The sequence below is a fragment of the Sphingopyxis sp. Root1497 genome, from assembly GCF_001427085.1.
Classification (GTDB): domain Bacteria; phylum Pseudomonadota; class Alphaproteobacteria; order Sphingomonadales; family Sphingomonadaceae; genus Sphingopyxis.
Genome location: NZ_LMGF01000005.1, coordinates 1,255,392 through 1,281,987 on the forward strand (window position 1 = coordinate 1,255,392; position 26,596 = coordinate 1,281,987).

The 26,596-nt window shown below is 64.1% G+C and carries 34 protein-coding genes; 15 read left to right on the forward strand and 19 right to left on the reverse strand.

Going from position 1 to position 26,596, the window contains the following annotated elements:
- Positions 1-18: 18 nt before the first annotated feature.
- Positions 19-1,308 (forward strand): Nramp family divalent metal transporter, encoded by a 1,290-nt coding sequence (locus tag ASD67_RS20430; protein ID WP_056351020.1) that lies wholly within the window; start codon positions 19-21, stop codon positions 1,306-1,308.
- A 45-nt stretch (positions 1,309-1,353) separates the two neighbouring features.
- On the opposite strand, the gene ASD67_RS23370 is transcribed toward ASD67_RS20430, so the two are convergent.
- From ASD67_RS23370 to ASD67_RS20445, 3 genes are all read right to left on the reverse strand, one after another.
- Complete coding sequence (locus ASD67_RS23370; RefSeq protein ID WP_162248621.1) at positions 1,354-1,671, reverse strand: DNA -binding domain-containing protein; 318 nt, start codon at positions 1,669-1,671, stop codon at positions 1,354-1,356.
- A gap of 77 nt (positions 1,672-1,748) precedes the next feature.
- A partial coding sequence (locus ASD67_RS23375) for a hypothetical protein (protein ID WP_235535758.1) occupies positions 1,749-2,618 on the reverse strand: 870 nt, incomplete at its 5' end.
- A gap of 429 nt (positions 2,619-3,047) precedes the next feature.
- Positions 3,048-3,860 (reverse strand): hypothetical protein, encoded by an 813-nt coding sequence (locus ASD67_RS20445; protein WP_056351025.1) that lies wholly within the window; start codon positions 3,858-3,860, stop codon positions 3,048-3,050.
- A gap of 232 nt (positions 3,861-4,092) precedes the next feature.
- On the opposite strand from ASD67_RS20445, the gene ku reads away from it, so the two are divergent.
- The 4 genes from ku (at position 4,093) to ASD67_RS20465 (ending at position 9,154) form a co-directional block, all read left to right on the forward strand.
- On the forward strand, positions 4,093-4,968 hold the full coding sequence (gene ku, locus ASD67_RS20450; RefSeq protein ID WP_056351026.1) for a non-homologous end joining protein Ku: 876 nt from the start codon (positions 4,093-4,095) through the stop codon (positions 4,966-4,968).
- Between the two features lies 1 nt (position 4,969).
- A complete protein-coding gene (gene ligD, locus ASD67_RS20455; RefSeq protein ID WP_056351028.1) occupies positions 4,970-7,474 on the forward strand; it encodes a DNA ligase D in 2,505 nt (834 codons plus the stop codon).
- A gap of 294 nt (positions 7,475-7,768) precedes the next feature.
- Positions 7,769-8,488, forward strand: coding sequence for an alpha/beta fold hydrolase (locus ASD67_RS20460; protein WP_156377803.1), 720 nt, complete (start codon positions 7,769-7,771; stop codon positions 8,486-8,488).
- 90 nt (positions 8,489-8,578) lie between these two features.
- On the forward strand, positions 8,579-9,154 hold the full coding sequence (locus tag ASD67_RS20465; protein WP_056351032.1) for a DUF4142 domain-containing protein: 576 nt from the start codon (positions 8,579-8,581) through the stop codon (positions 9,152-9,154).
- 174 nt (positions 9,155-9,328) lie between these two features.
- Here the strand turns inward: ASD67_RS20465 and ASD67_RS22795 are convergent, their stop codons facing one another.
- Both ASD67_RS22795 and ASD67_RS23885 read right to left on the reverse strand, forming a co-directional pair.
- Positions 9,329-9,502 carry a DUF1328 family protein gene (locus tag ASD67_RS22795; protein WP_082545213.1) on the reverse strand — a complete coding sequence of 58 codons (174 nt, stop codon included), beginning with the start codon at positions 9,500-9,502 and terminating at the stop codon, positions 9,329-9,331.
- Between the two features lie 258 nt (positions 9,503-9,760).
- The gene (locus tag ASD67_RS23885; protein ID WP_268799249.1) at positions 9,761-9,892 is read right to left on the reverse strand and encodes a hypothetical protein; all 132 of its coding nucleotides are present in this window, start codon (positions 9,890-9,892) and stop codon (positions 9,761-9,763) included.
- Between ASD67_RS23885 and ASD67_RS20470 the strand changes: the two genes are divergently transcribed.
- The 3 genes from ASD67_RS20470 (at position 9,876) to ASD67_RS23960 (ending at position 11,588) form a co-directional block, all read left to right on the forward strand.
- The gene (locus ASD67_RS20470) at positions 9,876-10,250 is read left to right on the forward strand and encodes a hypothetical protein (protein ID WP_056351034.1); all 375 of its coding nucleotides are present in this window, start codon (positions 9,876-9,878) and stop codon (positions 10,248-10,250) included. The two genes, ASD67_RS23885 and ASD67_RS20470, sit on opposite strands and share 17 nt — an antisense overlap.
- Positions 10,251-10,352: 102 nt before the next feature.
- Entirely contained in the window at positions 10,353-10,778 is a 426-nt protein-coding gene (locus tag ASD67_RS23955) for a hypothetical protein (RefSeq protein WP_327197037.1), read from the forward strand.
- 129 nt (positions 10,779-10,907) lie between these two features.
- Positions 10,908-11,588 (forward strand): cation:proton antiporter domain-containing protein, encoded by a 681-nt coding sequence (locus ASD67_RS23960; protein WP_327197045.1) that lies wholly within the window; start codon positions 10,908-10,910, stop codon positions 11,586-11,588.
- 12 nt (positions 11,589-11,600) lie between these two features.
- Here ASD67_RS23960 and ASD67_RS20480 read toward each other — a convergent pair whose 3' ends face one another.
- From ASD67_RS20480 to ASD67_RS20500, 6 genes are all read right to left on the reverse strand, one after another.
- Complete coding sequence (locus tag ASD67_RS20480) at positions 11,601-11,864, reverse strand: DksA/TraR family C4-type zinc finger protein (protein WP_056351036.1); 264 nt, start codon at positions 11,862-11,864, stop codon at positions 11,601-11,603.
- A 126-nt stretch (positions 11,865-11,990) separates the two neighbouring features.
- Positions 11,991-12,446 (reverse strand): PA2169 family four-helix-bundle protein, encoded by a 456-nt coding sequence (locus ASD67_RS20485; RefSeq protein WP_056351038.1) that lies wholly within the window; start codon positions 12,444-12,446, stop codon positions 11,991-11,993.
- A gap of 302 nt (positions 12,447-12,748) precedes the next feature.
- The gene (locus ASD67_RS20490) at positions 12,749-13,003 is read right to left on the reverse strand and encodes a hypothetical protein (protein ID WP_056351041.1); all 255 of its coding nucleotides are present in this window, start codon (positions 13,001-13,003) and stop codon (positions 12,749-12,751) included.
- 211 nt (positions 13,004-13,214) lie between these two features.
- The gene (locus ASD67_RS23240; protein WP_156377804.1) at positions 13,215-13,421 is read right to left on the reverse strand and encodes a hypothetical protein; all 207 of its coding nucleotides are present in this window, start codon (positions 13,419-13,421) and stop codon (positions 13,215-13,217) included.
- A 14-nt stretch (positions 13,422-13,435) separates the two neighbouring features.
- Positions 13,436-13,579: a hypothetical protein gene (locus ASD67_RS23245; protein ID WP_156377805.1), complete on the reverse strand. Its 144-nt coding sequence runs from the start codon at positions 13,577-13,579 to the stop codon at positions 13,436-13,438.
- Between the two features lie 108 nt (positions 13,580-13,687).
- A complete protein-coding gene (locus tag ASD67_RS20500; RefSeq protein ID WP_056351045.1) occupies positions 13,688-13,894 on the reverse strand; it encodes a cold-shock protein in 207 nt (68 codons plus the stop codon).
- Positions 13,895-14,257: 363 nt separating this feature from the next.
- On the opposite strand from ASD67_RS20500, the gene ASD67_RS20505 reads away from it, so the two are divergent.
- The gene (locus tag ASD67_RS20505) at positions 14,258-15,613 is read left to right on the forward strand and encodes a glycine zipper 2TM domain-containing protein (RefSeq protein WP_056351048.1); all 1,356 of its coding nucleotides are present in this window, start codon (positions 14,258-14,260) and stop codon (positions 15,611-15,613) included.
- Between the two features lie 242 nt (positions 15,614-15,855).
- On the opposite strand, the gene ASD67_RS20510 is transcribed toward ASD67_RS20505, so the two are convergent.
- Together ASD67_RS20510 and ASD67_RS20515 are read right to left on the reverse strand one after the other, a co-directional pair.
- Entirely contained in the window at positions 15,856-16,260 is a 405-nt protein-coding gene (locus ASD67_RS20510; protein WP_056351050.1) for a hypothetical protein, read from the reverse strand.
- A 65-nt stretch (positions 16,261-16,325) separates the two neighbouring features.
- Positions 16,326-16,883, reverse strand: coding sequence for a lipocalin family protein (locus ASD67_RS20515; protein WP_235535759.1), 558 nt, complete (start codon positions 16,881-16,883; stop codon positions 16,326-16,328).
- A gap of 51 nt (positions 16,884-16,934) precedes the next feature.
- Here ASD67_RS20515 and ASD67_RS20520 point away from each other — a divergent pair, with 51 nt between their 5' ends.
- Positions 16,935-17,276, forward strand: coding sequence for a hypothetical protein (locus ASD67_RS20520; protein WP_056351055.1), 342 nt, complete (start codon positions 16,935-16,937; stop codon positions 17,274-17,276).
- 54 nt (positions 17,277-17,330) lie between these two features.
- Here the strand turns inward: ASD67_RS20520 and ASD67_RS20525 are convergent, their stop codons facing one another.
- From ASD67_RS20525 to ASD67_RS20535, 3 genes are read right to left on the reverse strand one after another with little or no spacing between them, the layout of a single operon-like run.
- Positions 17,331-17,648 carry a hypothetical protein gene (locus ASD67_RS20525; protein WP_056351057.1) on the reverse strand — a complete coding sequence of 106 codons (318 nt, stop codon included), beginning with the start codon at positions 17,646-17,648 and terminating at the stop codon, positions 17,331-17,333.
- Positions 17,649-17,683: 35 nt separating this feature from the next.
- Complete coding sequence (locus tag ASD67_RS23250) at positions 17,684-18,055, reverse strand: hypothetical protein (RefSeq protein WP_156377806.1); 372 nt, start codon at positions 18,053-18,055, stop codon at positions 17,684-17,686.
- Between the two features lie 25 nt (positions 18,056-18,080).
- Positions 18,081-18,767 carry an MgtC/SapB family protein gene (locus tag ASD67_RS20535; RefSeq protein WP_056351060.1) on the reverse strand — a complete coding sequence of 229 codons (687 nt, stop codon included), beginning with the start codon at positions 18,765-18,767 and terminating at the stop codon, positions 18,081-18,083.
- Between the two features lie 200 nt (positions 18,768-18,967).
- Between ASD67_RS20535 and gntA the strand changes: the two genes are divergently transcribed.
- A complete protein-coding gene (gene gntA / locus ASD67_RS20540; protein WP_056351062.1) occupies positions 18,968-19,687 on the forward strand; it encodes a guanitoxin biosynthesis heme-dependent pre-guanitoxin N-hydroxylase GntA in 720 nt (239 codons plus the stop codon).
- A 32-nt stretch (positions 19,688-19,719) separates the two neighbouring features.
- Here gntA and ASD67_RS20545 read toward each other — a convergent pair whose 3' ends face one another.
- From ASD67_RS20545 to cphA, 3 genes are read right to left on the reverse strand one after another with little or no spacing between them, the layout of a single operon-like run.
- Positions 19,720-20,523 carry a cyanophycinase gene (locus ASD67_RS20545; RefSeq protein WP_056351064.1) on the reverse strand — a complete coding sequence of 268 codons (804 nt, stop codon included), beginning with the start codon at positions 20,521-20,523 and terminating at the stop codon, positions 19,720-19,722.
- A complete protein-coding gene (locus ASD67_RS20550; protein WP_056351066.1) occupies positions 20,516-21,391 on the reverse strand; it encodes an isoaspartyl peptidase/L-asparaginase family protein in 876 nt (291 codons plus the stop codon). The genes ASD67_RS20545 and ASD67_RS20550 overlap by 8 nt, the downstream gene beginning before the upstream one ends.
- Entirely contained in the window at positions 21,384-24,182 is a 2,799-nt protein-coding gene (gene cphA / locus ASD67_RS20555) for a cyanophycin synthetase (RefSeq protein ID WP_235535760.1), read from the reverse strand. Before cphA ends, ASD67_RS20550 begins: the two co-directional genes overlap by 8 nt.
- Between cphA and ASD67_RS20560 the strand changes: the two genes are divergently transcribed.
- From ASD67_RS20560 to ASD67_RS20575, 4 genes are all read left to right on the forward strand, one after another.
- Positions 24,139-24,939: a hemerythrin domain-containing protein gene (locus ASD67_RS20560; protein WP_235535761.1), complete on the forward strand. Its 801-nt coding sequence runs from the start codon at positions 24,139-24,141 to the stop codon at positions 24,937-24,939. The genes cphA and ASD67_RS20560 overlap by 44 nt on opposite strands.
- Before the next feature lie 188 nt (positions 24,940-25,127).
- Complete coding sequence (locus ASD67_RS20565) at positions 25,128-25,877, forward strand: Crp/Fnr family transcriptional regulator (protein WP_056351067.1); 750 nt, start codon at positions 25,128-25,130, stop codon at positions 25,875-25,877.
- The gene (locus ASD67_RS20570; protein WP_056351069.1) at positions 25,874-26,068 is read left to right on the forward strand and encodes a hypothetical protein; all 195 of its coding nucleotides are present in this window, start codon (positions 25,874-25,876) and stop codon (positions 26,066-26,068) included. Before ASD67_RS20565 ends, ASD67_RS20570 begins: the two co-directional genes overlap by 4 nt.
- On the forward strand, positions 26,061-26,558 hold the full coding sequence (locus ASD67_RS20575) for a hypothetical protein (RefSeq protein ID WP_056351071.1): 498 nt from the start codon (positions 26,061-26,063) through the stop codon (positions 26,556-26,558). Before ASD67_RS20570 ends, ASD67_RS20575 begins: the two co-directional genes overlap by 8 nt.
- Positions 26,559-26,596 lie beyond the last annotated feature (38 nt).

The window sequence follows — 26,596 nt, forward strand, 5'->3', positions numbered from 1 at the left end:
CTACGGAGACATGCTCAAATGACCGCACCGCCAGCAGGGTCTGTGCCCGAGGCGCAGGGATTGCCCGACACGCCGCCAAGCGGTCTTGCACGCTGGAAGCTCGTCGGGCCCGGCATCGTGGTCGCCGCGACCGGCGTCGGCGCGGGCGATCTCGTCGCCACGCTCGTCGCGGGTGCGCGCTTCGGTTATGCGCTGCTCTGGGCGGCGGTGATCGGCTGCATCGTCAAGATCGCGCTCGCCGAGGCGACGGGCCGCTACCATCTCGCGACCGGCTCGACGATCCTCGAAGGCTGGCGCTCGCTCGGCCGCTGGACGAGCTGGTATTTCGGTATCTACATCATTCTGTGGGGTTTCGTTTATGGCGGCACCGCGATGAGCGCGACGGCGCTGCCGCTATCGGCGCTGTTCCCGGGCGTGCTGCCCTTCTGGGCGTGGGGCGCGCTGTCGGGTCTCCTCGGCGCCGCCTTCGTGCTTCTCAATCGCTACGCGATTTTCGAAGCCGCGATGAAGCTTTTCATCGGCATCATGTTCGTTGTCGTCGTCGGCCTCGCGATCCTCGTCGTCCCCGATGTCGGCGCGGCGATCGGCGGGCTGGTGCCGCGTCTTCCCGACGGCTCGGTGATCTATACGCTTGGCCTGATCGGCGGCGTCGGCGGAACGATCACGCTCGCCGCCTATGGCTATTGGGTCAATGCCAAGGGCTGGAACAGTCCCGCATGGATGGGGATGATGCGCTTCGACAACCGCGTCGCCTATATCGTCACCGGCATCTTCGTCGTCGCGATGCTGATCGTCGGCGCCGAGCTGCTCAACGCCGCGCAAATCAGCCTCGCAAGCGGCGACCGCGGGCTGCTCGATCTCGAAGCCGTGCTCGCCGAGCGCTTCGGGCCGCGCGTTGCGACGATCTTCCTCATCGGTTTCGTCGCCACCACCTTCTCCTCGATTCTTGGCGTCTGGCAGGGGGTGTCGCTGCTCTTCGCCGACTTCGTCCGCAATCTGCGCGGGACGCATGTGGCGGGCGACCGCAGCGATCTCGAGACGAGCCCGGCGTTCCGCTTCTACGTACTGTGGCTGACCATTCCCCCGATGGTCCTGCTCACCCTCGGTCAGCCGTTCGCGCTCATCATCGCATATGGCGCGTTCGGCGCCTTCTTCATGCCGTTCCTCGCGCTGACGCTGGTCTGGTTGCTCAACGGGCGGTCGGTCCCGCGCGAATGGCGATCGGGATGGCTCTCCAACATTCTGCTCGCACTTGCCTCGATTCTGTTCGTCGTCCTCTGCGCGCACCAGATCTGGTCGATGATCTAGCCGCCATCCGCGCGGCGCCGGGATGCGGGCGAGGGGGCGTGGACCTCAGTCGAACCAGGGGCCGGCAAGCGGATCGGCGAGGCGGCGCCGCGCCGCCTTGACGAGCCGCTGGGTGCGCAGGCGATAGGAAGCGCTTTCGATCCGCCAGCGCTTCGCCGCGACCGCCTTGCCGAACAGCGCGCGGGCCATCTCCTGCTGGGTCGCCTCGTCGAGGAGCGCATCGCCGATGCGCAGTTCGAGAATCCATTGGGCGGCCCGGCGTTCGCGCGGGATCATCGAAACCGGCAAATCCCCCTTTTGCGCGAGAAAGACGAACTGGCGGAGCGCCTCGAGTTTCGGCCGGGCCGAGACGAGGCCGGTCACTCGGTGCTCGACGAGGACCGGGCCGCCGAGCAAAGTTCCATCATGCAGGTCGAGCCGGATCGCCCATCGCCCGTCGCTCAGGAGCCAATGCTCGCGATGCGATGCATCGACCGCGACCGAGACGAAGGGCGCGACCGTGCGGATGTCGAACAGGTCTTCGGCGAGACTGTCCGGGGAGAGGGGACGGCCGCTCGGAACGCAGCTTCGACATAGGTGAAGTCTGCGGTGATGGTAATCGGAGGGAGCTTGTCGCACTGCCATTTCAGCAGCGCCTCGTCGTCTTGCGCGGCGTCCGCTATCCATTCTGGGCGGCGCATGGCCGTACGCGCGAGCATGTCGTCGACGAATTCGAACTTCGGAGCGCTCACCCGGCGAGCGGCGCAGTCGATTTGGCGATCGCCTTCCAAATGTCCTCCCACGGGCAGGTTCGAATGATACACGATCTGCGTGGCAGTGAAGGGCAGCGGCGAGCGGAAAAAACTGAGACGGCCTGGCTGCATGCTCAGATATCCCATCGAGAGGTCAGATCCGCCTGCGTTGTCGAACAATCCATAGACCGACCACAGCGTCGCCGGATTGGCGAACGGCGGATAGGACGACCCCTTGTCGCCGCACAGCATCGGCAGCCAGTCCGCCGAATTATATTGTAGCTTCTCCTGAAGGCCGGGCTGGTTGAGCTGCTCCACATAGGGGCTAGGGCCCGAGAATTTGATCGTACCGGCGCTGCAATCAGGCGCCCCGTCGACCGGGATTATCGTTGGCCCATCCGGCGTAGTGTCCAGCGGCCCGCGCGGCGTGAGCAGGACCGCCATGGGGAAGGTGCCCGCGGCCGTTCGACCGGCCAGGTCGGCCGTGAAGATCAGTTCGGCATCTTTGCGAAGAACAACCCATTTCTGCCGATTCGTGCTTGCTGCAGCCGACGATTGTGCCGGAGCCGGCGCGGCGGGNNNGCCGGAGGAGGCGCGCCCTCGGGTACGGCGAACCATATCGTTCCCAATTGTGCGGACGAGGAAAGTGCGCAGAAGCCGTAGAGCCTTTTGCCGCTCGCATCATAGAAATCTACCCACGACCGGGACGAGTTCGCGTTGGTCCCGCATGGCGGCAGGCCGGGCGATGCTGTGAATAGGTCCGCAGGAAAAACATCCTTGTTTCGGACGTCGAAACGATAGCGCGTAAACTTGCCTGCAGCCGTTGAGTAAGACTCAGTGCCAGTAAGAACGATTTCGGGATCCGGATGCGACTGCGCTGCGGCCGGCGATGGCAGGATCGCAGGTAGCATAAACGCGCAGAGCGCTAAGACGAAATGGCGATACATCCTGATCATCTCTCCAGAGTTCCGGATTCTTTCCGCTGGCATTGCGGGCTTGTCGCTGTCCTCAAAACGGGCTCAAAACGGTTGGCGGGGAGAGCATCGGTAGGGTCAGATACGCCTGCGATGCGCAACTTCGGTAGGTCTGGCCATCCACGAGGAGCGCCAGGGTCAGCAGGTAGGTCTTGCCATTCGCCTTGCAGTTGGCTGCTTGGACCGTCGCGCTCGCTGTCACCGTCTCGTCGTCGTTTGCGAGCGCATAGGTTGCGACGTTGCCCGCGACCGTCGGCCATGATGCATTCGCGATTTGAAGAGCGACCGGCTTGTTCAGGTTCAACACGCGCCCCCTGACGGTAAAGGTCGTGCCGCTCTCCTGAATGTCCAGAGAATAGCCTGGCGGACCACCCTTGCTAACGATCCGACCATCGACCGCGAGATCGCCAAGCAACGGACGGGAAACTCGTGCTCCCATATCCTCGAGTACGCGGGCACATCCCTCGCGCCGCATCGATCCTACCGAAAGGACTGCCTGCAGCGGCAGCTCCCCGGAAGAGCCCGCGCAGGGAATTCCGGCTACGCGAAGCTCGACCGGTTCGCCCGCTGCGGTCTTCGTCCTGAAAACGCGGCCGCTTTCCGCCTGCGATACCAGCGGCGCCGGAAGTTCGCGAAAGACGGGCTCGCCACCATCGTCAAGCGCCATCCTCATTCCGCGCGCGTCCACGACAATGGTCCACATGGGGTCATCACCGAATGCTTGCAGGGCACTCGCATCACCCCGCGGAGAGGCCTCGGTGGGCGGGGAACCTGGAGAGGAAGCGCTGGCATAAGGCGCGGCCACCATCATCAAAGCGAGGCAAGCCATTGTGCGCAACAGGGTCATGATTGCTCCATTCCACGACCCACTGCCAAATTGAATGGATGGACGAATGAAATCAACCCCAAGCTTGCGTCAACGCGGCCAAACATTTTAGCCGTAGGTCCGGTGCTGATGTTTTGTGGGTGCAAAGCTGACAGTCCGCAAACGGCCACACTCTCGTCGACAATCATTCGCTCCGGCGGCGTGGAACGCCAATCGGCCTTGTGCATTTTCCTTCAGGAAAGTGAGGAAGGCCATGGCCGCACGCGCCTATTGGAAGGGACAGATACGCCTCGCGCTGGTGGCAATCCCGGTCGAAGTCTATCCGGCGACCAAGTCGGGTGCCGCAATCAGCTTTCGCCAGATCCACGAGCCGAGCGGCAAGCCTGTCAAATATGAAAAAATCGTGCCGGGCATCGGCGCGATCGACACCGACGATATCGTCAAGGGCTATGAAACGTCGAAGGGCAATTATGTCCTGCTCGACGAGGAGGAGATCGAAGCGGTGAAGCTGGAGAGCAAGCGCACGCTCGAACTCGTCCAGTTCGTCGACGCGGGCGAGATCGACATCCTCTATTATGCCAAGCCCTATTATGTCGTGCCCGCCGACGAACTGGCCGAAGAGGCCTATATCGTGCTGCGCGAGGCGCTGAAGAAATCGAAGAAGGTCGGACTCGGTCAGCTGTCGGTGCGCGGGCAGGAGCAGCTTGTCGGCCTGCGCCCCTGCGGCCGCGGGCTGGTGCTCGAAGTGCTGCGTTACGCCGACGAGGTGAACAAGGCGGCGAACTATTTCCGCGACGTCGGCAATACCAAGCCCGACGCCGACCTGCTCGACCTCGCGGCGACGCTAATCGACAAGAAGAGCGGCAAGTTCGACGCGTCGGATTATCACAACCACTATGTCGATGCGCTCAAGCGCGTGATCGCCAAGAAGGCGAAAGCCAAGGGCAAGCGCGTGCTCGAAGATGTCGAGGAGCCCGCCGCGGTGTCGCGCGGCTCGAATGTCATCGACCTGATGGCGGCGCTGAAAGCCTCGGTCGATGGCCAGAAGAAGGCCGCCGCCGAGGAGGAGAAGCCACCCGCTAAAAAGGCCGCCCCGGCGAAGAAGGCCCCGGCGCGCACAAGGGCGTGACATGGCGCGCGCCGATCCCCTCGCCCAATATAACGCCAAGCGCGATTTCAAGCTGACCCCCGAGCCCGCGGGCAAGGTCGCCAAGGGCGCCGGCAACCGCTTCATCGTCCAGAAACACGACGCGACGCGGCTGCACTACGACTTCCGGCTCGAGGTCGATGGCGTGCTCAAGAGCTGGGCGGTGACCAAAGGCCCTAGCGCCGACCCCGCCGACAAGCGTCTCGCGGTGCGCACCGAAGACCATCCGATGAGCTACGCCGATTTCGAGGGCGGCATCCCCAAGGGCGAATATGGCGGCGGCACGGTCATGCTGTGGGACCGCGGCACTTGGAAGCCCATCGAAGGCAAGAGCGCGAAGGACATCGACAAGGGCCATCTCCACTTCACCCTCGACGGCGAGCGGATGAACGGCGAATGGCTGCTCGTCCGCATGAAGACGCGCCCCGGTGAGAAGCGCGAGAACTGGCTGCTGCGGAAAGTGAACGACGCCTATGCGGGTGGCAGCGACGATCTCGTCGGACGCCAGCTCACCAGCATCCTCACCGGCCGCACGATGGCCGAGATCGCGGGCGACGACGGCGGCGAGCAATCGCTGAAGGGCGCGAAGGGCGTCGCCTTTGCGAAGAAGATGGCCGCCGCCGCCGCGCGCAACAAAAAAATCGCCAAACCCGCCGCCAAGGGCAAGCCGCCCAAATTCCGCCCGCTCCAGCTCGCGACGCTCGTCGATGCGGTGCCCACCGGCAACGGCTGGTTCCACGAGATCAAGTACGACGGCTACCGCGCCCAAATCGCCGCGGCGGGCGGCGACGTGCGCGTCTATACCCGCAACGGCCTCGACTGGACCGACAAATTCGCGCCGCTCGTCCGCCACATCGCCGCGCTCGACCTGCTGCCCTGCCTGATCGACGGCGAGATCGTCGCCTATGGCCGCGACGGCAACCCCGACTTCTCCTCGCTTCAAGCCGTGCTCAAGCGCGGCCACGGCGCGCAGGACGAGGGTACCGCCCTCCACTTCTTTGCCTTCGATCTGCTCGAAGCGGACGGCAAATCGCTCGCCAAACTCGGCAATCTCGAACGCAAGGAGCGCCTCGAAGCCCTGCTCGGCGATGCCCAGCCTCCCATTGCGGTCGCCGACCATGTCATCGGCGCCGGCGAGAAGCTCTACGCCGCGATGTGCCGCGCGGCGCAGGAAGGCATCATCTCCAAACGCGCCGACGCGGCTTATGTGGGCCGCCGTTCGCAAAATTGGGTCAAGGTTAAATGCACCCGCCGCCAGGAGTTCGTCCTCGTCGGCTGGAACCCCTCGTCGGCGAAGGCCCGCCCCTTCGCCTCCTTGCTCCTCGCGCAGCGTGAGAACGGCAAGCTCGTCTACAAGGGCAATGTCGGCACCGGCTTCGACGCCGCGACCATGGCCGACCTCGCGAAAAAATTCGCGCGGCTCGAACGCCAGACCGCCCCGCTCGAAGTCGACGCCGTCTCAGCGCGCAAGGTCCATTGGCTCAAGCCGGATCTCGTCTCCGAAATCGCCTTCGCCGAATTCACCGCCAGCGGATCGGTGCGCCATGCGAGTTTCCTCGGCCTGCGCAGCGACAAGGAGGCAAAGGACGTGACCCCCGAAAAGCAGCAACCCGCCCCCGAACCCGCCAGCGACGTGACAATCAGCAGCCGCGACCGTATCATCTTCCCCGAGGCGAAGGCGACCAAGGGCGACCTCGCCGACTATTATGAAGCCATCGCCCCGCTGATGCTTCCCCACGCCGCGCGCCGCCCGATCAGCCTCGTCCGCTGCCCGCAGGGCCGCGCCAAGAAATGCTTCTTCCAGAAGCATGACTTGGGCTCGTTCGGCGATCATGTCCAGCATGTCCCGATCCGCGAAAAGGACGGCGGGCACGAAGATTATCTCTATGTCGACGACTTGGGCGGCCTGCTCGCCTGCGTCCAGATGGGGACGATCGAATTCCACGGCTGGGGCAGCCATGTCGATGCCCTCGAAAAGCCCGACCGCATGGTCTTCGACCTCGACCCCGACGAAGGCCTCGCCTTCGCCGACGTTAAGAAGGCCGCGACCGACATCCGCCGCCAGCTCGCCGACATCGGTCTCGTCAGCTTCGCCATGCTCTCCGGCGGCAAGGGCGTGCATGTCGTCGTCCCGCTCGATCCGGGGCACAGCTGGGACGCGCACAAGGATTTCTCGAAACGCTTCGCGGAGGCGCTCAGCATGGCCGAGCCCGACCGCTTCATCGCGACGATGAGCAAGGCCAAGCGCAAGGAAAAGATTTTCATCGATTACCTCCGCAACCAGCGCGGCAGCACCGCGATCCTCCCCTATTCCGCCCGCGCCCGCGAAGGCGCACCCGTCGCCGTCCCGATCGGCTGGGACGCGCTCGCCGATGTCGACACAGCCGGCGCCTGGACGATCAACGACGCCGCGGAATTGCTCGACCGCGCCGCAGACGCCGACCTTAAAGGGTGGGGTTTCGCGTCGCAGATGCTGCCGTCAATTTAGTATTGGAAATACAGTTAGCGGAGCCGTCTGCTTCTCGTACCGGCGTCCTGATTGCGGACGGTCCGCAACCGGCCATCCACCCCAATAGGGATGTTGGCGCAGCCATTTTTACAGCGGCCACAACGTGTCGCCCGGGCCACCGATCCGAAAAGAGACTGACCTCGATCAATGTGGGCAACAAACGTGCGGGCTAAAGCTTGCTGCAACATGATGATAGCACAACAAAGCGGCGCGAATGCCGTGAAACTCGCTCCCCCTTCGCCATGGCTCGCCGCTGCGGAACTCCCACGAGCGATGTCCGAGATGTCGCTGCTTGCCGCGACGTTTCCCGGCCTTCTTTATGCGGCGGCGCGCGGAGATAGTCATCCCGTAATGGTCTTGCCCGGCCTCTTGGCGGGCGACCGGTCGACGGCCGCGTTGCGGGCCGTCCTGAACAAGCTGGGTTATGACGCCCGCCCTTGGGGCTTGGGTCGCAATCGCGGTCCACGGGCCATCGGACCGCGTGCAGAGCTTCTCGCCGCGCGCGTCGAGGCGCTGTTCGCGGAGACCGGGCGCAAGGTGAGCTTGGTCGGTTGGAGCCTCGGCGGGGTTTTCGCGCGCCTTATGGCGCGGCGCATGCCCGACCGCATTCGCCAGGTGATCACGCTCGGCTCGCCGTTTATGGACGATGGCGATGCGACCAACGCGGCAAAGCTCTTTGAGATGGCGAGCGGAACGCGGCGCGACGATGGCGCGAACCGCGCCTTGTTCGTCGAACTGGCTCGGCCATCGCAGGTGCCCTCGTCGGCGATCTACAGCCGATCCGATGGCATTTGTGCTTGGCAGACATGCCGCGAAGACAAGGCGATGCGCCGCGAAAGCATCGAGGTCTACGGCAGCCATTGCGGTCTCGGCGTGAATCCCAGCGTGATCTATGCGGTCGCCGACCGGCTGGCGCAGCTCGAAAATGGGTGGGAGCCCTTCCGACCGACGGGCTGGTGTTCCTGGGCTTTTCCCGCCGCAGGTCATGCATAAGCGCGGGATGCGCGCGCAACGCAGAGGAACTTCGAGGTGCAGCCCGGGTTGACGAGAGGCGGGGGAAGAAACTCCGCGACGGAGATCCTCATGAAAAGCCCCTATATCCTGACGCTCGCCCTTGCGCTGGCGGCGTGCAGCGGGGCTGACGACAACGCCCCCGCCGAGACCGCGACCGTAACCGAGACGATGCCCGACGCCGACGCGCCGCCGCTTACCGGCGCGCCCGCGACGCCGGTAGATGCGGCAGGCTATGTCGCCAAGGCCGGTGCCGGCGATATGTGGGAGATCGAATCCTCGAAGGCGCTTCTCGAAAAATCCACGATCGCGGATGTCAAAGCCTTCGCGCAGATGATGATCGACCATCACGGTAAATCGACCGCCAAGGTCGAGGCGGCCGCGGCCGAGGCCAAGCTGACCGTGCTCCCGCCCAAGCTCGACGATACGCAGCAGACGATGCTGGACGATATCAGAAACGCCGATGCGGAGAGTATCGACGCGGTCTATCTCGCGCACCAGAAATCCGCGCATGACACGGCTTTGGCGCTCCACAAGGGCTATGCCGCTGGCGGCGATGCCGAAGGTCTGAAAAAAGCTGCTGGTGAGATCGTGCCCATTGTCGAAGCGCATCGCACCCAGCTTGCGAAGCTGATCTCGAAGGGCTGAGCCGCCCGCCTTTGGCCAAAGGAAAGGCCCGCTTCGGCGGGCCTTTTTTGTCGGCGTTTAGCCGGAAATGTGAAGCCGGACGGCACCCGGATCGAAACTATGCCGGCGGCCTCATGCGAAGCCGCCGGCACCGTCAGGGAACGCAGGCGAGGGAGGCGCAGCGATCCCGGACGCTTACGGGAGCGGCTTGCTTCCGCCGCGGCCAAAAATGAAGCCGACGATGACCAGTACGACGGCCACGACGAGCAGGATCTTGGCGAAATCGGCGGAGAGCCCGGCAATGCCGCCGAAGCCGAGGAGCGCTGCGACGAGCGCGACGACGGCGAAAATGATGGCCCATCTGAACATATAAACTCTCCTGTCGAGACGCACGTCAGCCCCTGCTCGCGCACCAAAATGCACGCGCTTCGCGACGTCGCCAAATCATCCTGTCCGGATATGCGGTCAACGCCAGCCACGGGTGAAGGTTCCTGTGCTTCGCAGTGCAACAGAAGCGGCCGACGGGCGTCTTGTTGGAAGGGGACAAAATTCTCACAGGGAATCTTATGCGCCGGCTCTTATCGATTGCCACGGTCCCGATCCTCGTCACAACCGCGACGCTTCGCTTCACTCTTGCAGCGATCCCGCGAATAACTCGCCGTCGTCGGGCGCCAGCGCGAGTATTATTACCCTCGCCGACGGCGCGACGATGGTGGCGGCGAAGGGATCGCGCCAGCGGGCGATGGCTGAGTGGCTCACCGCAGCGGGCGCGCGAGGATCGAGCCTCGATTTGGCGCCCGGTGCCTTCGTCTCGGAAAAGGGAACGCTGTCGCGCGCGGGGCTGAGAGAAGCCGCGACGCTCGCGACCCTGCTCGACGCAACCGCCGATGCGCGGATAGCGCTTGTGGTGCACGAACATGCGCAAAATGTCGCGGCGTCGTCGCTCGGCCGCAGGCGAGCGGACGCACTGGCCACCTTTCTGAAGGAAAGGGGGATCGCGTCGGACCGGCTGGCCATCCGTACGGATCGATCGGGGCGAAGCCCGAACCAAGCGTCGCTGACGCTCGTCGCCGAACGCGGCAGCTGGCGCGACCCGATCCGGACCGGCGCGCGCTGATGGTGCGAGCATCGCAATGACCGCTTTGCTGGCCCGCCAGGTCTAACGGAGTGCCAACGTTCTCCGCTCGAACCCTACATATTATGGCTTACCGGAGCGGGCGTGCTGATCGCGCTCGTAGCATGGCTCCCCCTGGCGCTGAAACGCCTGCCGTTGTCGCTGCCGATCATCTGCATCGCGATCGGCGGCGCGATCTTCGCGTTGCCGGGGGTGACGCTTCGTCCGCTGCCCCTTGACTATCCCGAAATCGCCGAGCGCTTCACCGAGTTCGTCGTCATCATCGCCCTGATGGGGGCGGGGCTCAATCTCGACCGCCGGTTCAGCTGGCGGCAGTGGCGCGTGACCTGGCGCCTGCTCGCGATCACCATGCCGCTCAGCATCGCCGCGATCGCGGTCATAGGCGGTTGGGGCTCGGCCTTCCGTGGATTACGGCGCTGCTGCTCGGCGCGTGCCTCGCCCCGACCGATCCCGTTCTCGCGAGCGACGTCCAGGTCGGTCCCCCGCGTACGGGCGAGGAGCATGAGGTAAGGTTCGGTCTGACCTCGGAGGCGAGTCTCAACGACGGGCTCGCTTTCCCCTTCGTCAACCTGGCGATCGCGCACGCTTGCGGCAACCACAGGCGAGCCATGGGCGGGCAAATGGCTGTGGCACAATGTCCTGTGGGAGATTGGCGCCGGCATCGCGGGGGGCTGGCTGGTCGGCAGGCTCTTCGGGTGGCTGACTTTTCACGTCCCTGCCGAAACGCGTTTCGCACAGACGGGCGACGGGCTCATCGCGATCGCCGCGACATTCGTATCCTACGGCGTCACCGAGATCGCCAATTGGTACGGCTTTCTCGCGGTCTTCGTGACCGCGCTGACGCTCCGCCGCTCGCACCGCGACCATCATTTCAATCATGAAATGCACGCGCTGACCGAGCAGGTCGAGCGACTGGCGATGATGGTTCTGCTGATCCTGTTCGGCGGCGCGCTCGTCGAGGGCCTGCTGCGTCCCCTTCGCGCCGGGGACATCGTCGCGGCGGTCGCGATCATTCTGATCGTCAGGCCGCTCGCGGGGATGGCCGGGCTCGCTGGGTTGCGGGCAGCCGGTTCGGAGAAGCTGACGCTCGCCTTCTTCGGAATCCGAGGCGTCGGCCCTTTCTATTACCTCGCGTATGCGATCAACCATATGGCGCTGGCCGAAGGCGCGCGGCTCTGGGCGATCGTCGGACTCGTCGTGCTGCTATCGATCCTGCTTCACGGCCTGACCGTAACGCCCGCGATGCGGCTGCTCGACCGCCGTCACGGCCGCGATCCCGACGCCGCTATGGCCCGCGACGTGCCCGAGAAGGCTGTTTGAACCGGACCGCGACTACCGCAACTGGCTGTCCTTGCTACCGCGGCGGTTGATCCCTGCCGGTCGGATCGCCGCGTCGCGTGCGGACTGGCAGGCGACGCAAGTGCGCGTCCCGGGCAAGGCCTTGCGGCGGGCCTTTGGTATGTCCGCGCCGCAATCGTCGCAATAATCCGCGCCTTCGCCGACCGGAAGCCGCGCTCGCGCGCTCTTTACCGCGTCGGACACCGTATCGTCGATCTGATCTTGCACGGCGCCGTCGCGCGCCCAGCCATTGGCCATAATCTGTCTCCCTCTGCGGAACGCGCGGCGGCCGGGGAAGCTTCCGGCGATTTCGCTCGCGCATGAAAACGGCGGCTCCGACTTTCGTCGGGCCGCCGCTTCCTGTCTCTGCCCGAAGGGAGAGAGTTAGCTCGCGTCGAGCCCATGCTTCAGCGCCGACATCTGGTCATGGCCTTCGCGCACCGAGGTGAAGGCAGTCTGGATCAGCTGGCGCACCGCCGGGTCGAGATCCTCGTCCTTCAGCGCGCTTTCGAACTTCGCCTTGATATGGTCCTCGCCGCGTTCGACCTCGGCAACGACGGCCGCATCGTCGCGTTCGCCGGTCAGCTTGTCGCGCAGGCCGAGAAAGGCGCGGTGCGCCGACGCCAGGATGGTGCCGTCGTCTTCGGGATTGCCGCCGAGTTCGCGGACCTTCGCCTGGAAATTGGTGACGATCGCCTGGCGCTCGTTGGCGCGGCTCAGAAACTGGTCCTTGAACTGCGCGGCATTGGCTTCGTCGGCGGCCTTGCGATAGCCATCGACGCTATCGAGGGTAGTGGCGATCAGCGAATTGAGCGTCGCGACATTCTTGTTATCGAACATTCTGAAATCCTTTTGGAAGGTGACGCCGTCGAACTGTCGAGGGCGGTACGATCCCCAACCCTTCGCCTGCGCGCGGGTTGCTACACGGACGCGGAAAATAACCTGCATCATGACGATAGGGCCGCGCAGGCTGGCTCGGGTCAGATAGGGCTTGGCGCAACTTTCGCTGCCGCACCGCGTAGTGCAGGCAACCCCGTCTCCTGGCGTCCTCTCGTCTCATGGCTTTCAGGAGACGCGGCCACTCATTCTCACGCTGACCTGGCTTTGGAGCTGGCGGATCGGCGCTTGTTTTCAGCTACCGGCTACTGCCGATCGACGGGCCGGATGAACCCCAATTTCTCGCACAGTCGGCGGAGCGCGAACTGGCGCTCCAGCTCGGTCTGGGCGATCTGCTCCGCCGATGGCGCCGCGGGACGATCGACGAATTCTATCGCGTCCCCAGCCGCATTCTTTTTTTGCAGATCCTGTTCGGGCTCTGCGCCGGTTGGCGCGCCGCTCGCCGCCGCCGCGTCGTGCGCGATGACCAGCGCGCGGCAACGTGGCTTGATCTGCTCCACGATGTCGGGTGGCAGGATGCCGCTTTCTGCTTTCTGGATGGACGGCTGGTCTTCGGCTGCCTGATACGCCCCCTCGCCAGAATCCGATGCACGTCCCTCGCTGCTCGGCGTCGAGGCGGCATTTTCGCTGGCGCCGGGTTATCGGCGCAGCCGCTGACGGAAAGAAGTGACAGCGCGAACAGGCTAGTTGCCCAAGGGCTTCCAAACCAGCCTAGGCCAGACATTGCGCACGAACTTCGTCCGCAACCCGGTCACGCTCGGCGCACGCCCGCTCGAATTTCAACCGACGGGCGGCCATGGCGTGCCAGGCGGCCGCCGAGCGCAGGTCGCGGGCGCGGACGTGCGTCAGCACGGCACCGGCCGCCTCGGCCTCGCATCGTTCGGCATGTTCGCGATAAAGGTCGCTTGCTACGGGCATGGAATTCTCCTGGGTCAGCCGATTATCCTGGCGATCAGCGCTTTGATTTGGTGACGCGAACGCATGGGCGAACGCCGCGACGTATCGTCGAAGCGGATGGGCTTGCCGGCCAGCGAGAGGCCACCGAGGCTCGGGAAGATATCGTTATTCTGAAACATGTCGGTTCCGATGATTGTGAGCTATTCACGCGTCCCGGGGAAAGGGCCGCATCCGGTCGTACTGTGCCGGCTTTAAGCCGTGAGACGGTCTGCCGGCACAGGCGGGCATCAGGCCGTTTCGAGATTGACCGCGGAGATTTTGCCGTCGCGGCCCGTCTCCAGTTCGTAGGAAAGGCGCTGGTTCTTTTCGAGCGTCGCCATTCCGGCGCGTTCGAGGGCGGTGGCGTGGACGAAGCTGTCGCCCGAGCCGTCTTCGTTCGCGATGAAGCCATAGCCCTTGTCGCTGTTGAAGAATTTTACGTTGCCGATCGGCATGGGTGTTTCCTTTCACGAAAACAGGAACCTGCCGGCAAAAGCGCACGGCAGCGCTGGAAGCGTGAGAAGGGAAAAGTCGCCCCACGTCGGGGCATAAAAATTCCGTCGCAGGCGACGTAAGCGTATCTTATATAATATCATGTTCCTGTAATTCAAGAAAATGGGAATTTTATCTATAAATATATACTCCAAAAAATCGCACATTTCTAAATTTATTTCATGATAGAGATTTCCTATTCGGGTCATAATGTTTCGATAAATTGGGATAAGTTTCGTAATATATTGGCTTAGACGGAACAATTTGTCTGTTGAGAGGTTGGGGCTTCAGAGAACGGCTACCGCCAGTTCTAGGAGTCTCCCACAATGCGTAAATTCATCTTCGCGGCGAGTATCGCCGCCATTGCTCTCGTGCCGTCCGCGGTTTCGGCGCGCACGCAGTCGCAGACGAGCTGCGAGCAGCAGCGCTCGACGCGCGTCGTCGCCACCGTCGCGGGCGCCGGTGCCGGAGGCGTTCTCGGCAACGTCGTCGCAGGCAAGGGCGACAAGCGTCTCGGCACTGTGATCGGCGCGGTCGGCGGCGCGATCCTCGCCAATCAGGTTGCCAAGCCGGGTCGCGACTGCCGCGACGCCTATGGCTATTATGATCAGGAAGGGCGCTGGCATGCGTCGGGGATCGGCTCGTCGGAGGCCCGCGGTTATTATGACCGCGACGGGACCTGGTTCGAAGGACCGCCGAATGGCCGTTATGGCGATGACGGCCGATGGATCGCTTACACGGGCTCGAACCGCGGCGAGGGCGACTATCGCTCGGACGGCGAATGGGTCCCGGCTTCGGCGAACGGCTATTATGATCGCAACGACAAATGGATCGCGGGATCGACGGCCGGGCGATACGACAATCGCGGCCGCTGGGTCGCCGCCACGGCGGGCACGGCGCCCGGCAATCGCCGCGCCGACGCCTATGGCTATTACGACGCGCAAGGCGCCTGGCACGCAAGTGCGGCGGGCCGCGGGCGCGCTACCGGCTATTATGACCGCGACAACAAGTGGGTCGCGGGCAGCCCGAACGGCTATTATGACGAGAGCCGCAACTGGGTGGCGCGCGCCGAGGACGGCGCCTCGAACGGCAGCTACGACAGCCGCAACCGTTGGGTGCCCGCCTCGTCGAACGGCTATTATGACGAGAAGGACCAGTGGATCGGCGGTACCGCCAGCGGCTATTATGATCGCCGCGGACGCTGGGTCGCGGGCGCGACGGTCGGCCATTATGACGCCAATGGACGCTGGACGACGGGCGTCGCAAAGGGGCGCCGCGACAGCTACGGCATGTGGGTCGCCGATCCGCAGCCCGGCTATTACGGCACCGACGGCCGCTGGAACGCCGGCGCGACGACCGGTTATTACGACAGCCGCGGCCGCTGGATTTCGACCGCACGCGACGGCGCGCGATATGATGGCGCTCAGGGTGCAGGCTATGGGGCAAGCCGTTCTATCCTGTCGCAGGTTTCGGACCTCGACCAATATGTCCGTGCCGCGAAATCGGATCGCAGGCTGGATAATCGTACGGCGACCAGCGTCCAGCGCGAGCTGACGGCGATCCGCCGCGATGAGAAGCGGATGCGGCACGATCGCATGGGCAATTTGTCCGACCGCGACGCCGCCGCGATCCAGACGCGCATCGACCGCGTGAACCTTCGCCTGCGTATCAGCCCCAGCTGATCGGCGGCGGGGTTTGCCGGAGGCGCGACATATGTCGCTCCCGGGCCCAATCCCCTGAACAAAAATAGCCCCGCCATCACGGCTACAACCGTGATGGCGGGGCTGTTTGCTGCGATGAAAGAGTTGGCTCTGGAACGGGGATAGACGCGCGCCCACGGACGAAGCCGCGAGTTGCTATGCGTCGGTGCCGTGATCCGAAGTTACCTGCATCATAACGAATGCCGACAGCTGCGTCGCGCGTTCTAGGGCGCCGGCAGTTTGACGTCCGGCAAGGCCGCCAGTTGTGCCGCGGTCATCGAGATTTCGACGTCGGTATCGTTGCCACGCACCACGGGCTTCAGCCCGAGGATCGGCACATGGACGTAGCGATCAGGATTGCTGTCCTCGATCTCGACGAGCAGCCGGTCAACCTTGTTGTCGGGGCCGCGCAGCACCTGCACGACATCGCCGAGTTCCTTCCCATCGGCATCGACCAGGTCGGCACCTAGAAGCTGCGCCTCGCTGAGCCCGAGCGCGGCGGGAATGGGGCCTGATACGGTGGCACTGGTTTCCGCGGCCTTTTCGAGCTTGTCCTCAGCGGCTTCATCCCTGTCGTTGCACGCGGAAAGAAGGGTGGTCGAGCAGACAAGAATGAGGAGGTTGCGCATGGCTTTTCCTTTTGATGATCCTGCCTCAAAACGTCCGCGCATGAGGGAAGTTGCCTACCGGTCTGCTAGTCGCCGAATGCGGCATCGGCGACTTTTTGTCCGGATTGCCTCGGTGTGATCAGCCGATCGAGGTCGAAGCCCTGCGTCTTGGCGACAGCGAGATAATTTTCGACGACCTCGCTAGGAAGCGCGGCCGTTCTGGCAATCAGCCAGAGATGTTCGCGGTCCGGCGTGCCGACCAGTGCGACCGAATAATCGGGGGCGATCGCGAGAACCCAATAGTCGCCATGGGTAAACGGGATCCAGCGCAGATATTGGGGGAGGAAGCTGACCTTGAGCTTCGCATTACTCGCGTCCTGCGGAACGGCGACGCCGATAGACCGGTCGGCCTTGCCCTCCTTGTCGAGACACCGGTTCTCGACTCGCACGCGCCCATCCGTGGTTCTGCTGTAGGTCGCCGTGATATCGCTTGCGGCGGCATCCTCCCATTTCAGGGGAAGGCGGCAAATTTCGAACCATGTACCGAGATAGCGGTCGAGATCGATGGTCGATACCGCCGCGACTTCGATTTCATCATTTTGCATGGAGTCTCCGTTCGAGAGACGAAACTTCGCGGTCGGCAACTCGTTCCTTCATCGTCGCGCTTTTGCTGCGGCATGCCGAAGGAAGAACATATGAAACCCTATATTCTCCTGATCGCCCCGGCGCTGGTGCTCGGTGCCTGTCAGGGGCCCGCTGAGACGGCCGGCGCCGAAAAGGACAAGGCAGCCGCCGAAGCGGCGGGTCAGCCTTACGAGGGCGAAGGGCCCAATGAGCGGATAGGCGCTGCAAAAGATCGTGCCGCCGAGGCGGCCGAAGAGGCGCGCCAAGCCGAGGAGGAAGCCGTCGAGAAGGCGCGCGACAGCATCCGCACCGAAGCTGACATCGAAGCCGAGCGCCTCGAGCAGGAAGCGGACGCCGTGCGCAAGGCTGCGGAGCAGCGTGCCGAAGCGGTAAAGGGCGAAATCGCAAAATAGACCGTCTTGATGGCGGCATGGGCCGCCCGCGAGGCTTTTTACGCGGATATGAAGTCAGCGGCTGCCGCCAACCGGCGCATCCGCTCCGGTCTTCGGTCCCTTGTCGGTTGGGATCGGTTTGTGACCGCCGCCGGCTTGCGGGTCCGAATCATAATCTTCGGGATTGCCGGCGCCGCCCGCGCCGGCGCCGCTACCCGTCACCGGACCGCTGCCGACTTTGTTCGCGCGGCGGCCGCGGTTCGAAGCGCCGGTTACGTCGCCGTCGTCGCGTTCCTTTTTCGGATAGTCGTCGGGACGAACCGTCCCGACATTCTCGCGGTCTTCGATCCCCTCGGGCGGGAGCGAGCCGGGGGTGGGGGGCTTGTCGGTCATGTAAATCTCCTCTGGCGTACTCGGCATTCGATCCATCAATAGGTTGAGGGCGGATCGCTCGCGGGGAAGGACTCGTCGGCCGCCTGATCGACGCCGTCCCACGCACGCCGCGCATCGCTGCGCATGCCGTCGGGTCCCGCCGAACGTGTCTGGTCGAAATTCTCGGGATCGGTCTCGCTGTCCGCGAAGGCTGCCGAATGCGTGTCGCTTTTGGGAAATTTCGGCTCTTTCTTGCGCGTGAACCAATAGAGCGCGCCGATGACGGCGAAGCCGAGAAGTTTCCCGAAGCCCGAGGACTTTGCGGCCCGATGTGTTGCTGCTGTCATGAGTTTCTCCCTTTCGCTGGAGAAACGGGGCGCAGGCTCAAGGTTGCCGGGCCGATCTGGATCAATCGGTTTGTCGCGCACATCCCGTGCAGCGAAACGACCGTGCCTATGCTTGCTGGGGCCGAATTTCGAAACCGATCACCTTGGCGTTCGAAGACAGCGCTGCGGCGAGCCGTTCGCCGCGCTCCTCATCATAGCCATTGGCGATCGCGCCATATTCCATGATTTCGTCGGCGAGCAACTGCTCGATCGTGATAAAAGCTAGTCCATGGCCTGCCAGCAAGGTGCCAAATGCCTGCGCACCTTCGGCATCGGGTTGGCGATACCGCACCTTGAGATGCACCACGCGCCCTTGCGGCGCACGCTTCTCGGTGATCGAGACGGCGGCGAGGACGAGCAGCGTCGCCGCCGCGCCGAATATCGCAAGCTCGTAGAATCCGATCCCAAACAGGATGCCGAGCGTCGCGGTCATCCAGAGTGAGGCGGCGGTCGTTAACCCGCGGACATTCAGTCCCTCACGAAAGATGACGCCGCCGCACAGAAAGCCGATCCCCGTCAAAATGCCGTGCGCCATGCGGACGGGATCGATCCGGACGACTTCGACCGGCGCGTCATTGAGCCAAGCCATCTGGTGGACCGCCGAAAGCATCAGCAGGCAGCAGGAGAGGCCGACGAGAATGTGCGTGCGTAGCCCCGCGGGGCTCGCGCGATATTCGCGCTCGGCGCCGATCACCGCTCCCGCGACGACCGCGCCCAGGATCGGCCAGAACAGGTCGGGGCTCAGCAATTCCATGTTATCTTCCAAAAATGAGTGGGAGAGAGGCAAGTCTCTTCAATGAACCCGTGCCGGCCCGCTTCGTTTCGTAAGCGCCTAGTTTGCCATGGCGACCAACCGTTCCGCCCGCCCGGTTTGGCGCAAGCGAACCGAGCGAAAATCGATATAACCGAAGTTAATCGGCGGCAACCGTACGTTCTTTCAGCGGTTTACCGGTCATGCTGCAACCCACCGACGATCGCGACCACCCGCTGGCCCGCCGCTTCGACGCCTTCGTGCGCGATCCGGCATTTCCCTGCGTGGGTGCCAAATCCGCCCTTGCCAAAGGGCAGATCCGGATCGTCGTCGGCCGCGACATGCGGTCGGCGTGGGACGACCTGCGCATCTATCCCAATCTGCTCGATCTTGCGTGGACCTATGCGCGCGAGCCGAGCCTATTTCATTCGCTCGCGGTCGTGTTCGAGGAGGATGGCGGGCTCGACGAGGAAGGGTTCGAACGCTGCCTGTGGGAGCGCCTCGAATCGCTGACCAAGAAAGATGATTTCCACGGACAGATGGCCGATCCGCGGGTCAGCGCCGATCCTGGCGATCCACATTTCTCGCTGAGCTTCGGCGGCGAGGCGTTCTTCGTTGTCGGTCTCCATCCGCGCGCGAGCCGGCCGGCGCGGCGCTTCGAGCGTCCGGCGCTGATCTTCAACTTGCACGACCAATTCGAGCAGCTTCGCGCGAGCGGCGTCTATGACAAGATGCGCAGCACGATTTTGGCGCGCGATGTCGCGCTCGCGGGCGGCGTCAATCCGATGCTCGCGCGCCATGGCACCATGTCGGAAGCGCGCCAATATTCGGGGCGCGCTGTCGGCAGCGACTGGGTCTGTCCGTTTTCTGGGCGGAGCGGCGCACCTGCACCACGCAATTTCATGTTGGGCCGCGGGGACTGATCGAATGGGCGCGGTTCACGCCGGCCCCATCGTCACGCGTCGGACGGCGAACAGGGCTTGCGGGTCGCGAGATCGAATTCGTCGCCCGCGCTTAACGCATGCAAGGTGACATTGTGGATCGAGCGCGCGCGTTTGGGCTTGGCTTCGGCGACGTTCGAACGCGTCACATGTTCGGCATCGACGATCGTCACCGCGCCCGACCCGATCACCGTGAAGTGCTCGCCCTCAACAATGATGGCGCTGTCCTCATCGATGCCGATACCCAATATTCGCGGATTATGGGCAACCGCTCCCAGCAAACGCCCGATGCGCCCGCGCTCTGCAAAATGCTGGTCGATGATGACATTGGGGATAAGACCCAAGCCGGGCGCCATATGGAGTTCGCCGATGCGATAAGACTCGCCGTCGCTGCCGCCGATGAGCATCGTCTCGCTCTGAGCCGAAGCGCCGGCGGACGTCCCTGCAATGACCCCACCGCGCGCGTGCAAGGCGCGCACTGCGGCCTCGAGCGGGGTGTCGCCGAGCTGGCTGACGATGCGAAGCTGATCGCCGCCGGTGAAGAAAATGCCCTCCGCGCCGTCGATCAGCGCCTTGTGTGCCGGGTCGTTGGTCTCGGCGCGATCGTCGACATAAAGTTCGACAAGATCGGTGATACCGAGCGCGCCGAACGCGTCCTTATAAGCATCGAAATAACCGTCGGGTTCGTGGCTCGCGACGGTAGCGATGATCAGGCGGCCTCCTTTGAGCCGTTCGGCGACCGCACCCAGAATGATGCGCTCGTCTTCCTTGTCCTCATGTCCGCCAATGGCGATGAGCGGTCCGTTTCGATCAGTCATGCGAGATATCGGCTTTCAGTTCATCCTGATGGATGGCGGTAATGATGTCGATGCGATCGCTCGACGCGAAGGCGAGAGCGAAATTCTCGCTGTTGTGCGCAGCGCCGATGTGGCCCGCCGCGTCGATCGCGATCACGCCAGCCTCGGCGGCAAGGCGCTGCATCGGGGCATGGATATTCTCAACCGCTTCGGCGGCGGGCTGGTCTTCCATCGCGCGCATGACTTGTGCGCCGAGAAGGGTTCTCGCGATCGCCTCGCCATCGCCCGAGAGCGAGACGCCGCCGATCGCATCATCGGCGTAAAAACCACAGCCCGGCAAGGGAGCGTCGCCGATGCGCCCAGGCAAGGTGCCGGATATCCCGCCCGTCGAGGTCGCCGCTGCAATATGACCGGTTAGGTCGCGCGCAACGCAGCCCACCGTGTCATGGCGCGCGTTTCTCTTCGGTAGCGATGGGCTAGGCGGGGTACATCGCAGGCCGCGTTTGTAGGCAAAGCGCTCGGCCCCTTTGCCGACAAGGAGGATCGGGGGCGTTTCGAGCATCGCCGCTGCGGCTTCGATTGGATTGGCGATCCGGTTGACGGCGGCCACCGCTCCGATGGCGAGGGTCGCGCCATCCATGATCCCGGCGTCCATTTCGATGTCTCCAGCGGCGTTGGCTACCGATCCCTGGCCGGCATTGAAGGTCGGATCATCTTCGAGGATGACGACCGCGCGCCGTGCGGCATCGACGGCAGAGCCGCCGCGCGCGAGAATCTCGGCGCCCGCCTCAGCGGCGCGCGCGCAGCCGGCACGGTGCGCTGCCGCTTCGTCGGCCGCGATGGGCTTCGCCCCGCCATGGACAATAATCGCCCAATTGCCTTTATCCATGAGCATAGCCTAGCACTGGGCTGCGCTCCTCCCGCTTGGGGGCAGGGCTGTTCGCGAACCTTTGAACGCGGGCCCAGATGCCCTCGATGTCGGTCGGAGTCAGCACGACGATGTCGCCCGGTCGTGCGCGCTCGAGGCAGCAGTCGGTCGCGTCATGTTCATTGGCGAGGCAATGGATCGACGCTGGATCCTTGCCCGCCGCGAGAGCGCCTTCGGCCATCAGTGCATTGATCGACCCGAGGGCGCGGCCGCGGTTGTCGGGTCCCTCGCGGAACATGATCTCGTCGAACATGCCCGCCGCTTGCGCCCCGACGTCGCGCAGATCGCTGTCGCGGCGATCGCCGGGTAAGCCGATCATGCCAAGGATGCGGCCGCCTGCCGGGCGCAGCTTTTCAAGGAGAATTGATAGCGCGTCGAGCGCGGCGGGGTTGTGCGCATAATCGACCACCACCTTCACCCCATGCGCTTCGACGATGTTCAGCCGGCCCGGGGAATCTTCGAACGAAGGCTGGAAGGCGGCGAGGCCCGCTGCGATCGTCGGAAGCGGAATGCCGTAAGCGGCGGTCATCGCCGTCGCCGCGAGCGCGTTGAGGACATTGAACGCGGCCGCGCCGCCCAGTGTCGCGGGGATTTCGCTCCCCGGCAGAACGGGGAAGCGCTCACCATCCTTGTAGAAGAGGATCGAGTTGCTGCCGCAGACTACGGCCATGCCGCCGCCCTCGATATGGTTCCGGATCGGATTGCGCTCAACGGCGTCGGCGGCGCCCGAGAACCAGACGATTTCGCCCCGCGCGTGGCGCGCCATCTTGACGGTCAGCGGGTCGTCGGCGTTGAGGATGCTATAACCGCTGCGCTTGACGCTTTCGACCACCACCGATTTTACGCGGGCGAGGTCCTCGACGCTGTGAATGTCCTTCATGCCGAGATGGTCGGCGGTGACGTTGAGCACCGCGCCGACATCGCAGGCATCGAAACCAAGGCCTTCCCGCAATATGCCGCCGCGGGCGGTTTCGAATACCGCCGCGTCGACGGTGGGATTGCGCAGGATCATGCGCGCGCTTTGGGGCCCGCTGGCGTCGGATTTGACTTGTTTGCGCCCGTCGACATACACGCCGGTCGTCGTCGTGAAGCCCACGCGCTTGCCCGCTCCGGCCAGGATTTTGGCGACCATGCGGACCGTCGTCGTCTTGCCGTTGGTACCGGTGATCGCGAAGATCGGGATGCGGCTCTTGGCACCCTTCGTGAACAGCGACGCGACAATCGGCGCCGCGACATCGCGCGGCGTGCCTTCCGAAGGCGCGATATGCATGCGAAGGCCTGGCGCCGCATTGACCTCGACAATCCCGCCGCCCGTCTCGGCCAAGCTGCGACTGATATCGGGAGTCATCATGTCGATCCCCGCAACGTCGAGTCCGATCGTTGCGGCGGCCTGGATCGCGATTGCGATATTGTCGGGATGCACATCATCGGTGCGGTCGATCGCAGTGCCGCCGGTCGAGAGGTTTGCCGCGCCGCGGAGCCAGATCCGCGTGCCGGCGTCCGGAATGCCCGAGATTGAACGGCCATATTGTTCGAGGAAGTGGTGCAGCGCGTCGTCAATACGGATGCGGGTGAGCACCGCCTCATGCCCGGCGCCGCGGCGCGAATCGGCGTTGACGATGTCGATCAGCTCTCCGATCGAATGGCGACCATCTCCGATGACATGCGCAGGGACACGCTCGGCGACGGCGACGAGTTGGCCCGCGACGACAAGCAGGCGGTGGTCGGTGCCGGGAAGCTGCTGCTCGACGATAACGCGCCGGCTGATCGCCGCGGCGCGCTCGAACGCCTCGATCGCCTGCGTTTCGTTTCCGAGACCGGTCGTCACGCCGCGGCCTTGGTTGCCGTCGAGCGGCTTGATCACGACCGGCCAGCCGATCCGCTGCGCGGCCGCAATAGCTTCGTCCTCCGTACGCACGACCTCGCCGCGCGGAACCGGCAGGCCGGCGGCTTTCAGCAGATCCTTAGCGGCATGTTTATTGGCGGCGAGCTCGGCGCCTATCAGCGAGGTGGCACTCGTGACGCTGGCGCGGATACGGCGCTGGCGGCTGCCGGTGCCGAACTGAATAAGGCTGGCGGTATCGAGCCGCATCGCGGGGATATGGCGCCGCCGGGCTTCTGCGACGAGCGCGGCGGTGCTTGGGCCAAGGCCGTTGGTTATGACCATCTTGCCGAGGAGGGCTATAATCTGGTCGCTGTCGTCGGGGCGGGTCTCGAGCGCTGGGCCGAGCCGGTCGAGGCCTTCGACTGCTTGAAACTGCGGAGGCAGGAGCGCGGTGACAAGCGCGATCGCTGCGCGCGCCGCGGCCAGCCCGCTTCTTTCGTCGGCGTAGCAGAAAAGGATGTCGTAAACGCCCGGACGGTCTTTCACCGACCGCGTCTTGCCCCGCGTCACGTCTGCGCCGGCGCGGGCCTGCAGTTCGATTGCGACATGCTCGATAACATGGCCGACCCACGTTCCCTCTTCCATACGCTTAAGAAAGCCGCCCGGTTCGCCATAGCTGCACCCGTGGCTCGCCAGGCCGGGAAGTTGCTCGACCAGCGCATCGGCAAATCCAGGCAACCGATCGGTTGGCCATTGTTCGAGCGCGCCGAGGTCAAGACGCACGCGGATCATCGGGCGCGCGCTATAGAGATGGGGGCCGCGATAGACGTTGCGCTCGATCACGCGCATGGTTGCTCCGGTCACGCGCAGGCTGGCCGGGCCGGTGCGGATCGCCGCGCCGGAAACATCGTTCGCATTCATTGTCATCTCGCCTCGTTGGTTGATCAGGCAACGCGAGGGCAAGGGCGCGGTTGCGCAATGTAACCTGCATCATGGCGATTGTGCGCACGCCGGCGGAAAGAGGTTGAGCCAGGTTAATAATCGAGCGCGCGGCGCGACCATTACCCGCGCTCCGCGTTCTCTCGTTGAACGAGGACATTCCGCTGCTCGTCACAGGACAATCATCATGGCTGCAACTAAAACCGCCTCCCGGAAGGCCGCTTCGAGCGGCGCCAGAAAACAATCGGAAAGCGCATCGAAGACCAAGGGCAACGGCAAGCCTAGTGCTGCCGCCCAGCGCCCTGCCGACGCGATTAAGCTGCTCAAGGCCGATCACAAGGAAGTGAAGACTTGGTTCAAGGACTATGAAAAGCTCGATACGAGCGCCGAGAAACAGGCGCTCGCCGACAAGATCTGCCTCGCGCTCACCGTCCATGCGCAGATCGAGGAAGAAATCTTCTATCCCGCGGCCCGCCCGGCAATCGACGACGATGATCTGTTCGACGAAGCCGAGGTCGAACATGGCAGCGCTAAGCAGCTGATCGCGGAGATCCAGGCGATGAAGGTGGGCGACCGCCTGTTCGACGCCAAGGTCATCGTGCTCGGCGAATATATCGACCATCATGTCGGGGAAGAAGAAGAGGAGATGTTCCCCGAGGCCCGGGACAGCGATCTCGACCTCAAGGCGCTGGGCATTCAGCTTGCGGCGCGCAAGGCCGAGTTGCTGGCTGCGGCCGGGAAGTAACAGGCGAAAGGCCGAACCCGCTGGGCCGGCTCGTCTCGAACGAGGATCCGGCGGGGTCGCCACGCCGAAATTAACCTGCGTCATCATCAATGCTCGACGCGTGATGCAACGCTCCCGTCTATCGCCCGTTGCGAGAGAGCACAGCGCTTCCACTGATGCTTCCCGAATTCAAGCGAGGATCGTCAGACATGTTCACCGAACGTTTCCTGAGAGATAAACGCGGCGCGAGCCTCGACACCGCCGAACGCAGCCGGCTCGAGGCGGCGATCAGCGAGGTGAAGACCTTCGGGGCGCGCAAGATCATCGCGCGGGCCGGCGAGCCACTCGATCAAAGCACATTGCTCATCGAGGGCATCATGTCGCGCTATCTCGATGATCGGAACGGACTCCGGCAGTTAGTCGCGATCCATCTTCCGGGCGATTTTCTCGATCTTCACGCCTTTCCGCTCAAGGTGCTCGATCACGACGTGGCGACATTGACGCCCGCAACGGTCGCGACCGTTCCGCACGCCCAACTCGAGGCGATCGCGGAGGAAATGCCGCAGCTCGTCCGCAAGCTCTGGTTTGCAACTTTGCTCGATGCGGCAATTCACCGCGCCTGGCTTTTTCGTTTGGGGCGGCTCGATGCCACGGGGCGCGTCGCACATTTCCTGTGCGAGACGGACGCGCGGCTCTTTTCGGCGGGTCTCAGCGACGGACGCCGTTTCGCGCTCGGGCTGACGCAGGCCGACCTCGCCGAAATCTGCGGGCTGACGACGGTGCATGTGAACCGCGTGATGCGTCAGCTTCGCGAAGAGAAATTATGCATCTTTCGTTCCTCGCTCGTCGACATCCTCGATCCCGCCGGGCTGGCAGCGCGCGGCCAGTTCAACCCCGCCTATCTCTACAACAACCACGACGTCGAGCATCTCTCCTCCCGCCAAAGGCCAAAATCATGAGATCAATCGCAGCCGGGCTTGAGCCCGAAACGGAACCCGGCATCGCCAGCGCCGAAGGGGGACTTGTTTTCCTCGATGGCCCCGACGGGGTCGCCAAGACGATGACCGCCGATGCCGCGGCGCGAACCGGTCAAAGCCTGATCGACGCGGCGGTGATCGCCGAAGGACAGAAAGCGCAAAGCGATGTTTGATCCCGTCGGCCAATGGCGCCGCTATCTCTCGGCGGGCAGGTCGATGCACGCCACGGGCCGGCACGCCGCGGAAACGTTCGACAGTGCGAACCGCGTCGTTGCGGCGCGCAGTGCGATCATCGGTCAGGCGTTTGTATCGCCGTGGACCGCCGACCACGCGGAACTCGGACGCATGATCCCCGAAAAGATCGAAGCCTTCGCGCTCGCGGGGGCTGCTCTCGCGGCTGTCTGGTGGGACAACGGATCGCTGTGGATGAAGCATATGCAGCATCTCGGCATCATGGCGATGCGCGGACGGCCGCCGACGGGTGCCGAACTTGCCGACCTCGGCCAGCGTAGCGCGGTCCTTGCGCTGCGGTCGGTCGAGGCGGCCGCGAAGCTCGGATCGGCAGGCCTCGCGCCCGTGCGTACGCAGGTGCGCGCCAATGACCGGCGGCTGAAGTCCGCAGGCAAGCGGGCGCGTGGCGCACGGCGCGGGGTTTCGGATTGATCATGCCGATTAGGGCTGAATGCAGGAACGGTTGCCGC

Coding starts and splice junctions, on each gene's coding strand:
- ASD67_RS20430 (WP_056351020.1), top strand. CDS start 19: ATGACCGCACCGCCAGCAGGGTCTGTGCCCGAGGCGCAGGGATTGCCC.
- ASD67_RS20445 (WP_056351025.1), bottom strand. CDS start 3,860: ATGACCCTGTTGCGCACAATGGCTTGCCTCGCTTTGATGATGGTGGCC.
- ku (WP_056351026.1), top strand. CDS start 4,093: ATGGCCGCACGCGCCTATTGGAAGGGACAGATACGCCTCGCGCTGGTG.
- ligD (WP_056351028.1), top strand. CDS start 4,970: ATGGCGCGCGCCGATCCCCTCGCCCAATATAACGCCAAGCGCGATTTC.
- ASD67_RS20460 (WP_156377803.1), top strand. CDS start 7,769: ATGTCCGAGATGTCGCTGCTTGCCGCGACGTTTCCCGGCCTTCTTTAT.
- ASD67_RS20465 (WP_056351032.1), top strand. CDS start 8,579: ATGAAAAGCCCCTATATCCTGACGCTCGCCCTTGCGCTGGCGGCGTGC.
- ASD67_RS22795 (WP_082545213.1), bottom strand. CDS start 9,502: ATGTTCAGATGGGCCATCATTTTCGCCGTCGTCGCGCTCGTCGCAGCG.
- ASD67_RS20470 (WP_056351034.1), top strand. CDS start 9,876: ATGGCTGAGTGGCTCACCGCAGCGGGCGCGCGAGGATCGAGCCTCGAT.
- ASD67_RS20480 (WP_056351036.1), bottom strand. CDS start 11,864: ATGGCCAATGGCTGGGCGCGCGACGGCGCCGTGCAAGATCAGATCGAC.
- ASD67_RS20485 (WP_056351038.1), bottom strand. CDS start 12,446: ATGTTCGATAACAAGAATGTCGCGACGCTCAATTCGCTGATCGCCACT.
- ASD67_RS23240 (WP_156377804.1), bottom strand. CDS start 13,421: ATGCCCGTAGCAAGCGACCTTTATCGCGAACATGCCGAACGATGCGAG.
- ASD67_RS23245 (WP_156377805.1), bottom strand. CDS start 13,579: ATGTTTCAGAATAACGATATCTTCCCGAGCCTCGGTGGCCTCTCGCTG.
- ASD67_RS20500 (WP_056351045.1), bottom strand. CDS start 13,894: ATGCCGATCGGCAACGTAAAATTCTTCAACAGCGACAAGGGCTATGGC.
- ASD67_RS20505 (WP_056351048.1), top strand. CDS start 14,258: ATGCGTAAATTCATCTTCGCGGCGAGTATCGCCGCCATTGCTCTCGTG.
- ASD67_RS20510 (WP_056351050.1), bottom strand. CDS start 16,260: ATGCGCAACCTCCTCATTCTTGTCTGCTCGACCACCCTTCTTTCCGCG.
- ASD67_RS20520 (WP_056351055.1), top strand. CDS start 16,935: ATGAAACCCTATATTCTCCTGATCGCCCCGGCGCTGGTGCTCGGTGCC.
- ASD67_RS20525 (WP_056351057.1), bottom strand. CDS start 17,648: ATGACCGACAAGCCCCCCACCCCCGGCTCGCTCCCGCCCGAGGGGATC.
- ASD67_RS20535 (WP_056351060.1), bottom strand. CDS start 18,767: ATGGAATTGCTGAGCCCCGACCTGTTCTGGCCGATCCTGGGCGCGGTC.
- gntA (WP_056351062.1), top strand. CDS start 18,968: ATGCTGCAACCCACCGACGATCGCGACCACCCGCTGGCCCGCCGCTTC.
- ASD67_RS20545 (WP_056351064.1), bottom strand. CDS start 20,523: ATGACTGATCGAAACGGACCGCTCATCGCCATTGGCGGACATGAGGAC.
- ASD67_RS20550 (WP_056351066.1), bottom strand. CDS start 21,391: ATGGATAAAGGCAATTGGGCGATTATTGTCCATGGCGGGGCGAAGCCC.
- cphA (WP_235535760.1), bottom strand. CDS start 24,182: ATGACAATGAATGCGAACGATGTTTCCGGCGCGGCGATCCGCACCGGC.
- ASD67_RS20565 (WP_056351067.1), top strand. CDS start 25,128: ATGTTCACCGAACGTTTCCTGAGAGATAAACGCGGCGCGAGCCTCGAC.
- ASD67_RS20570 (WP_056351069.1), top strand. CDS start 25,874: ATGAGATCAATCGCAGCCGGGCTTGAGCCCGAAACGGAACCCGGCATC.
- ASD67_RS20575 (WP_056351071.1), top strand. CDS start 26,061: ATGTTTGATCCCGTCGGCCAATGGCGCCGCTATCTCTCGGCGGGCAGG.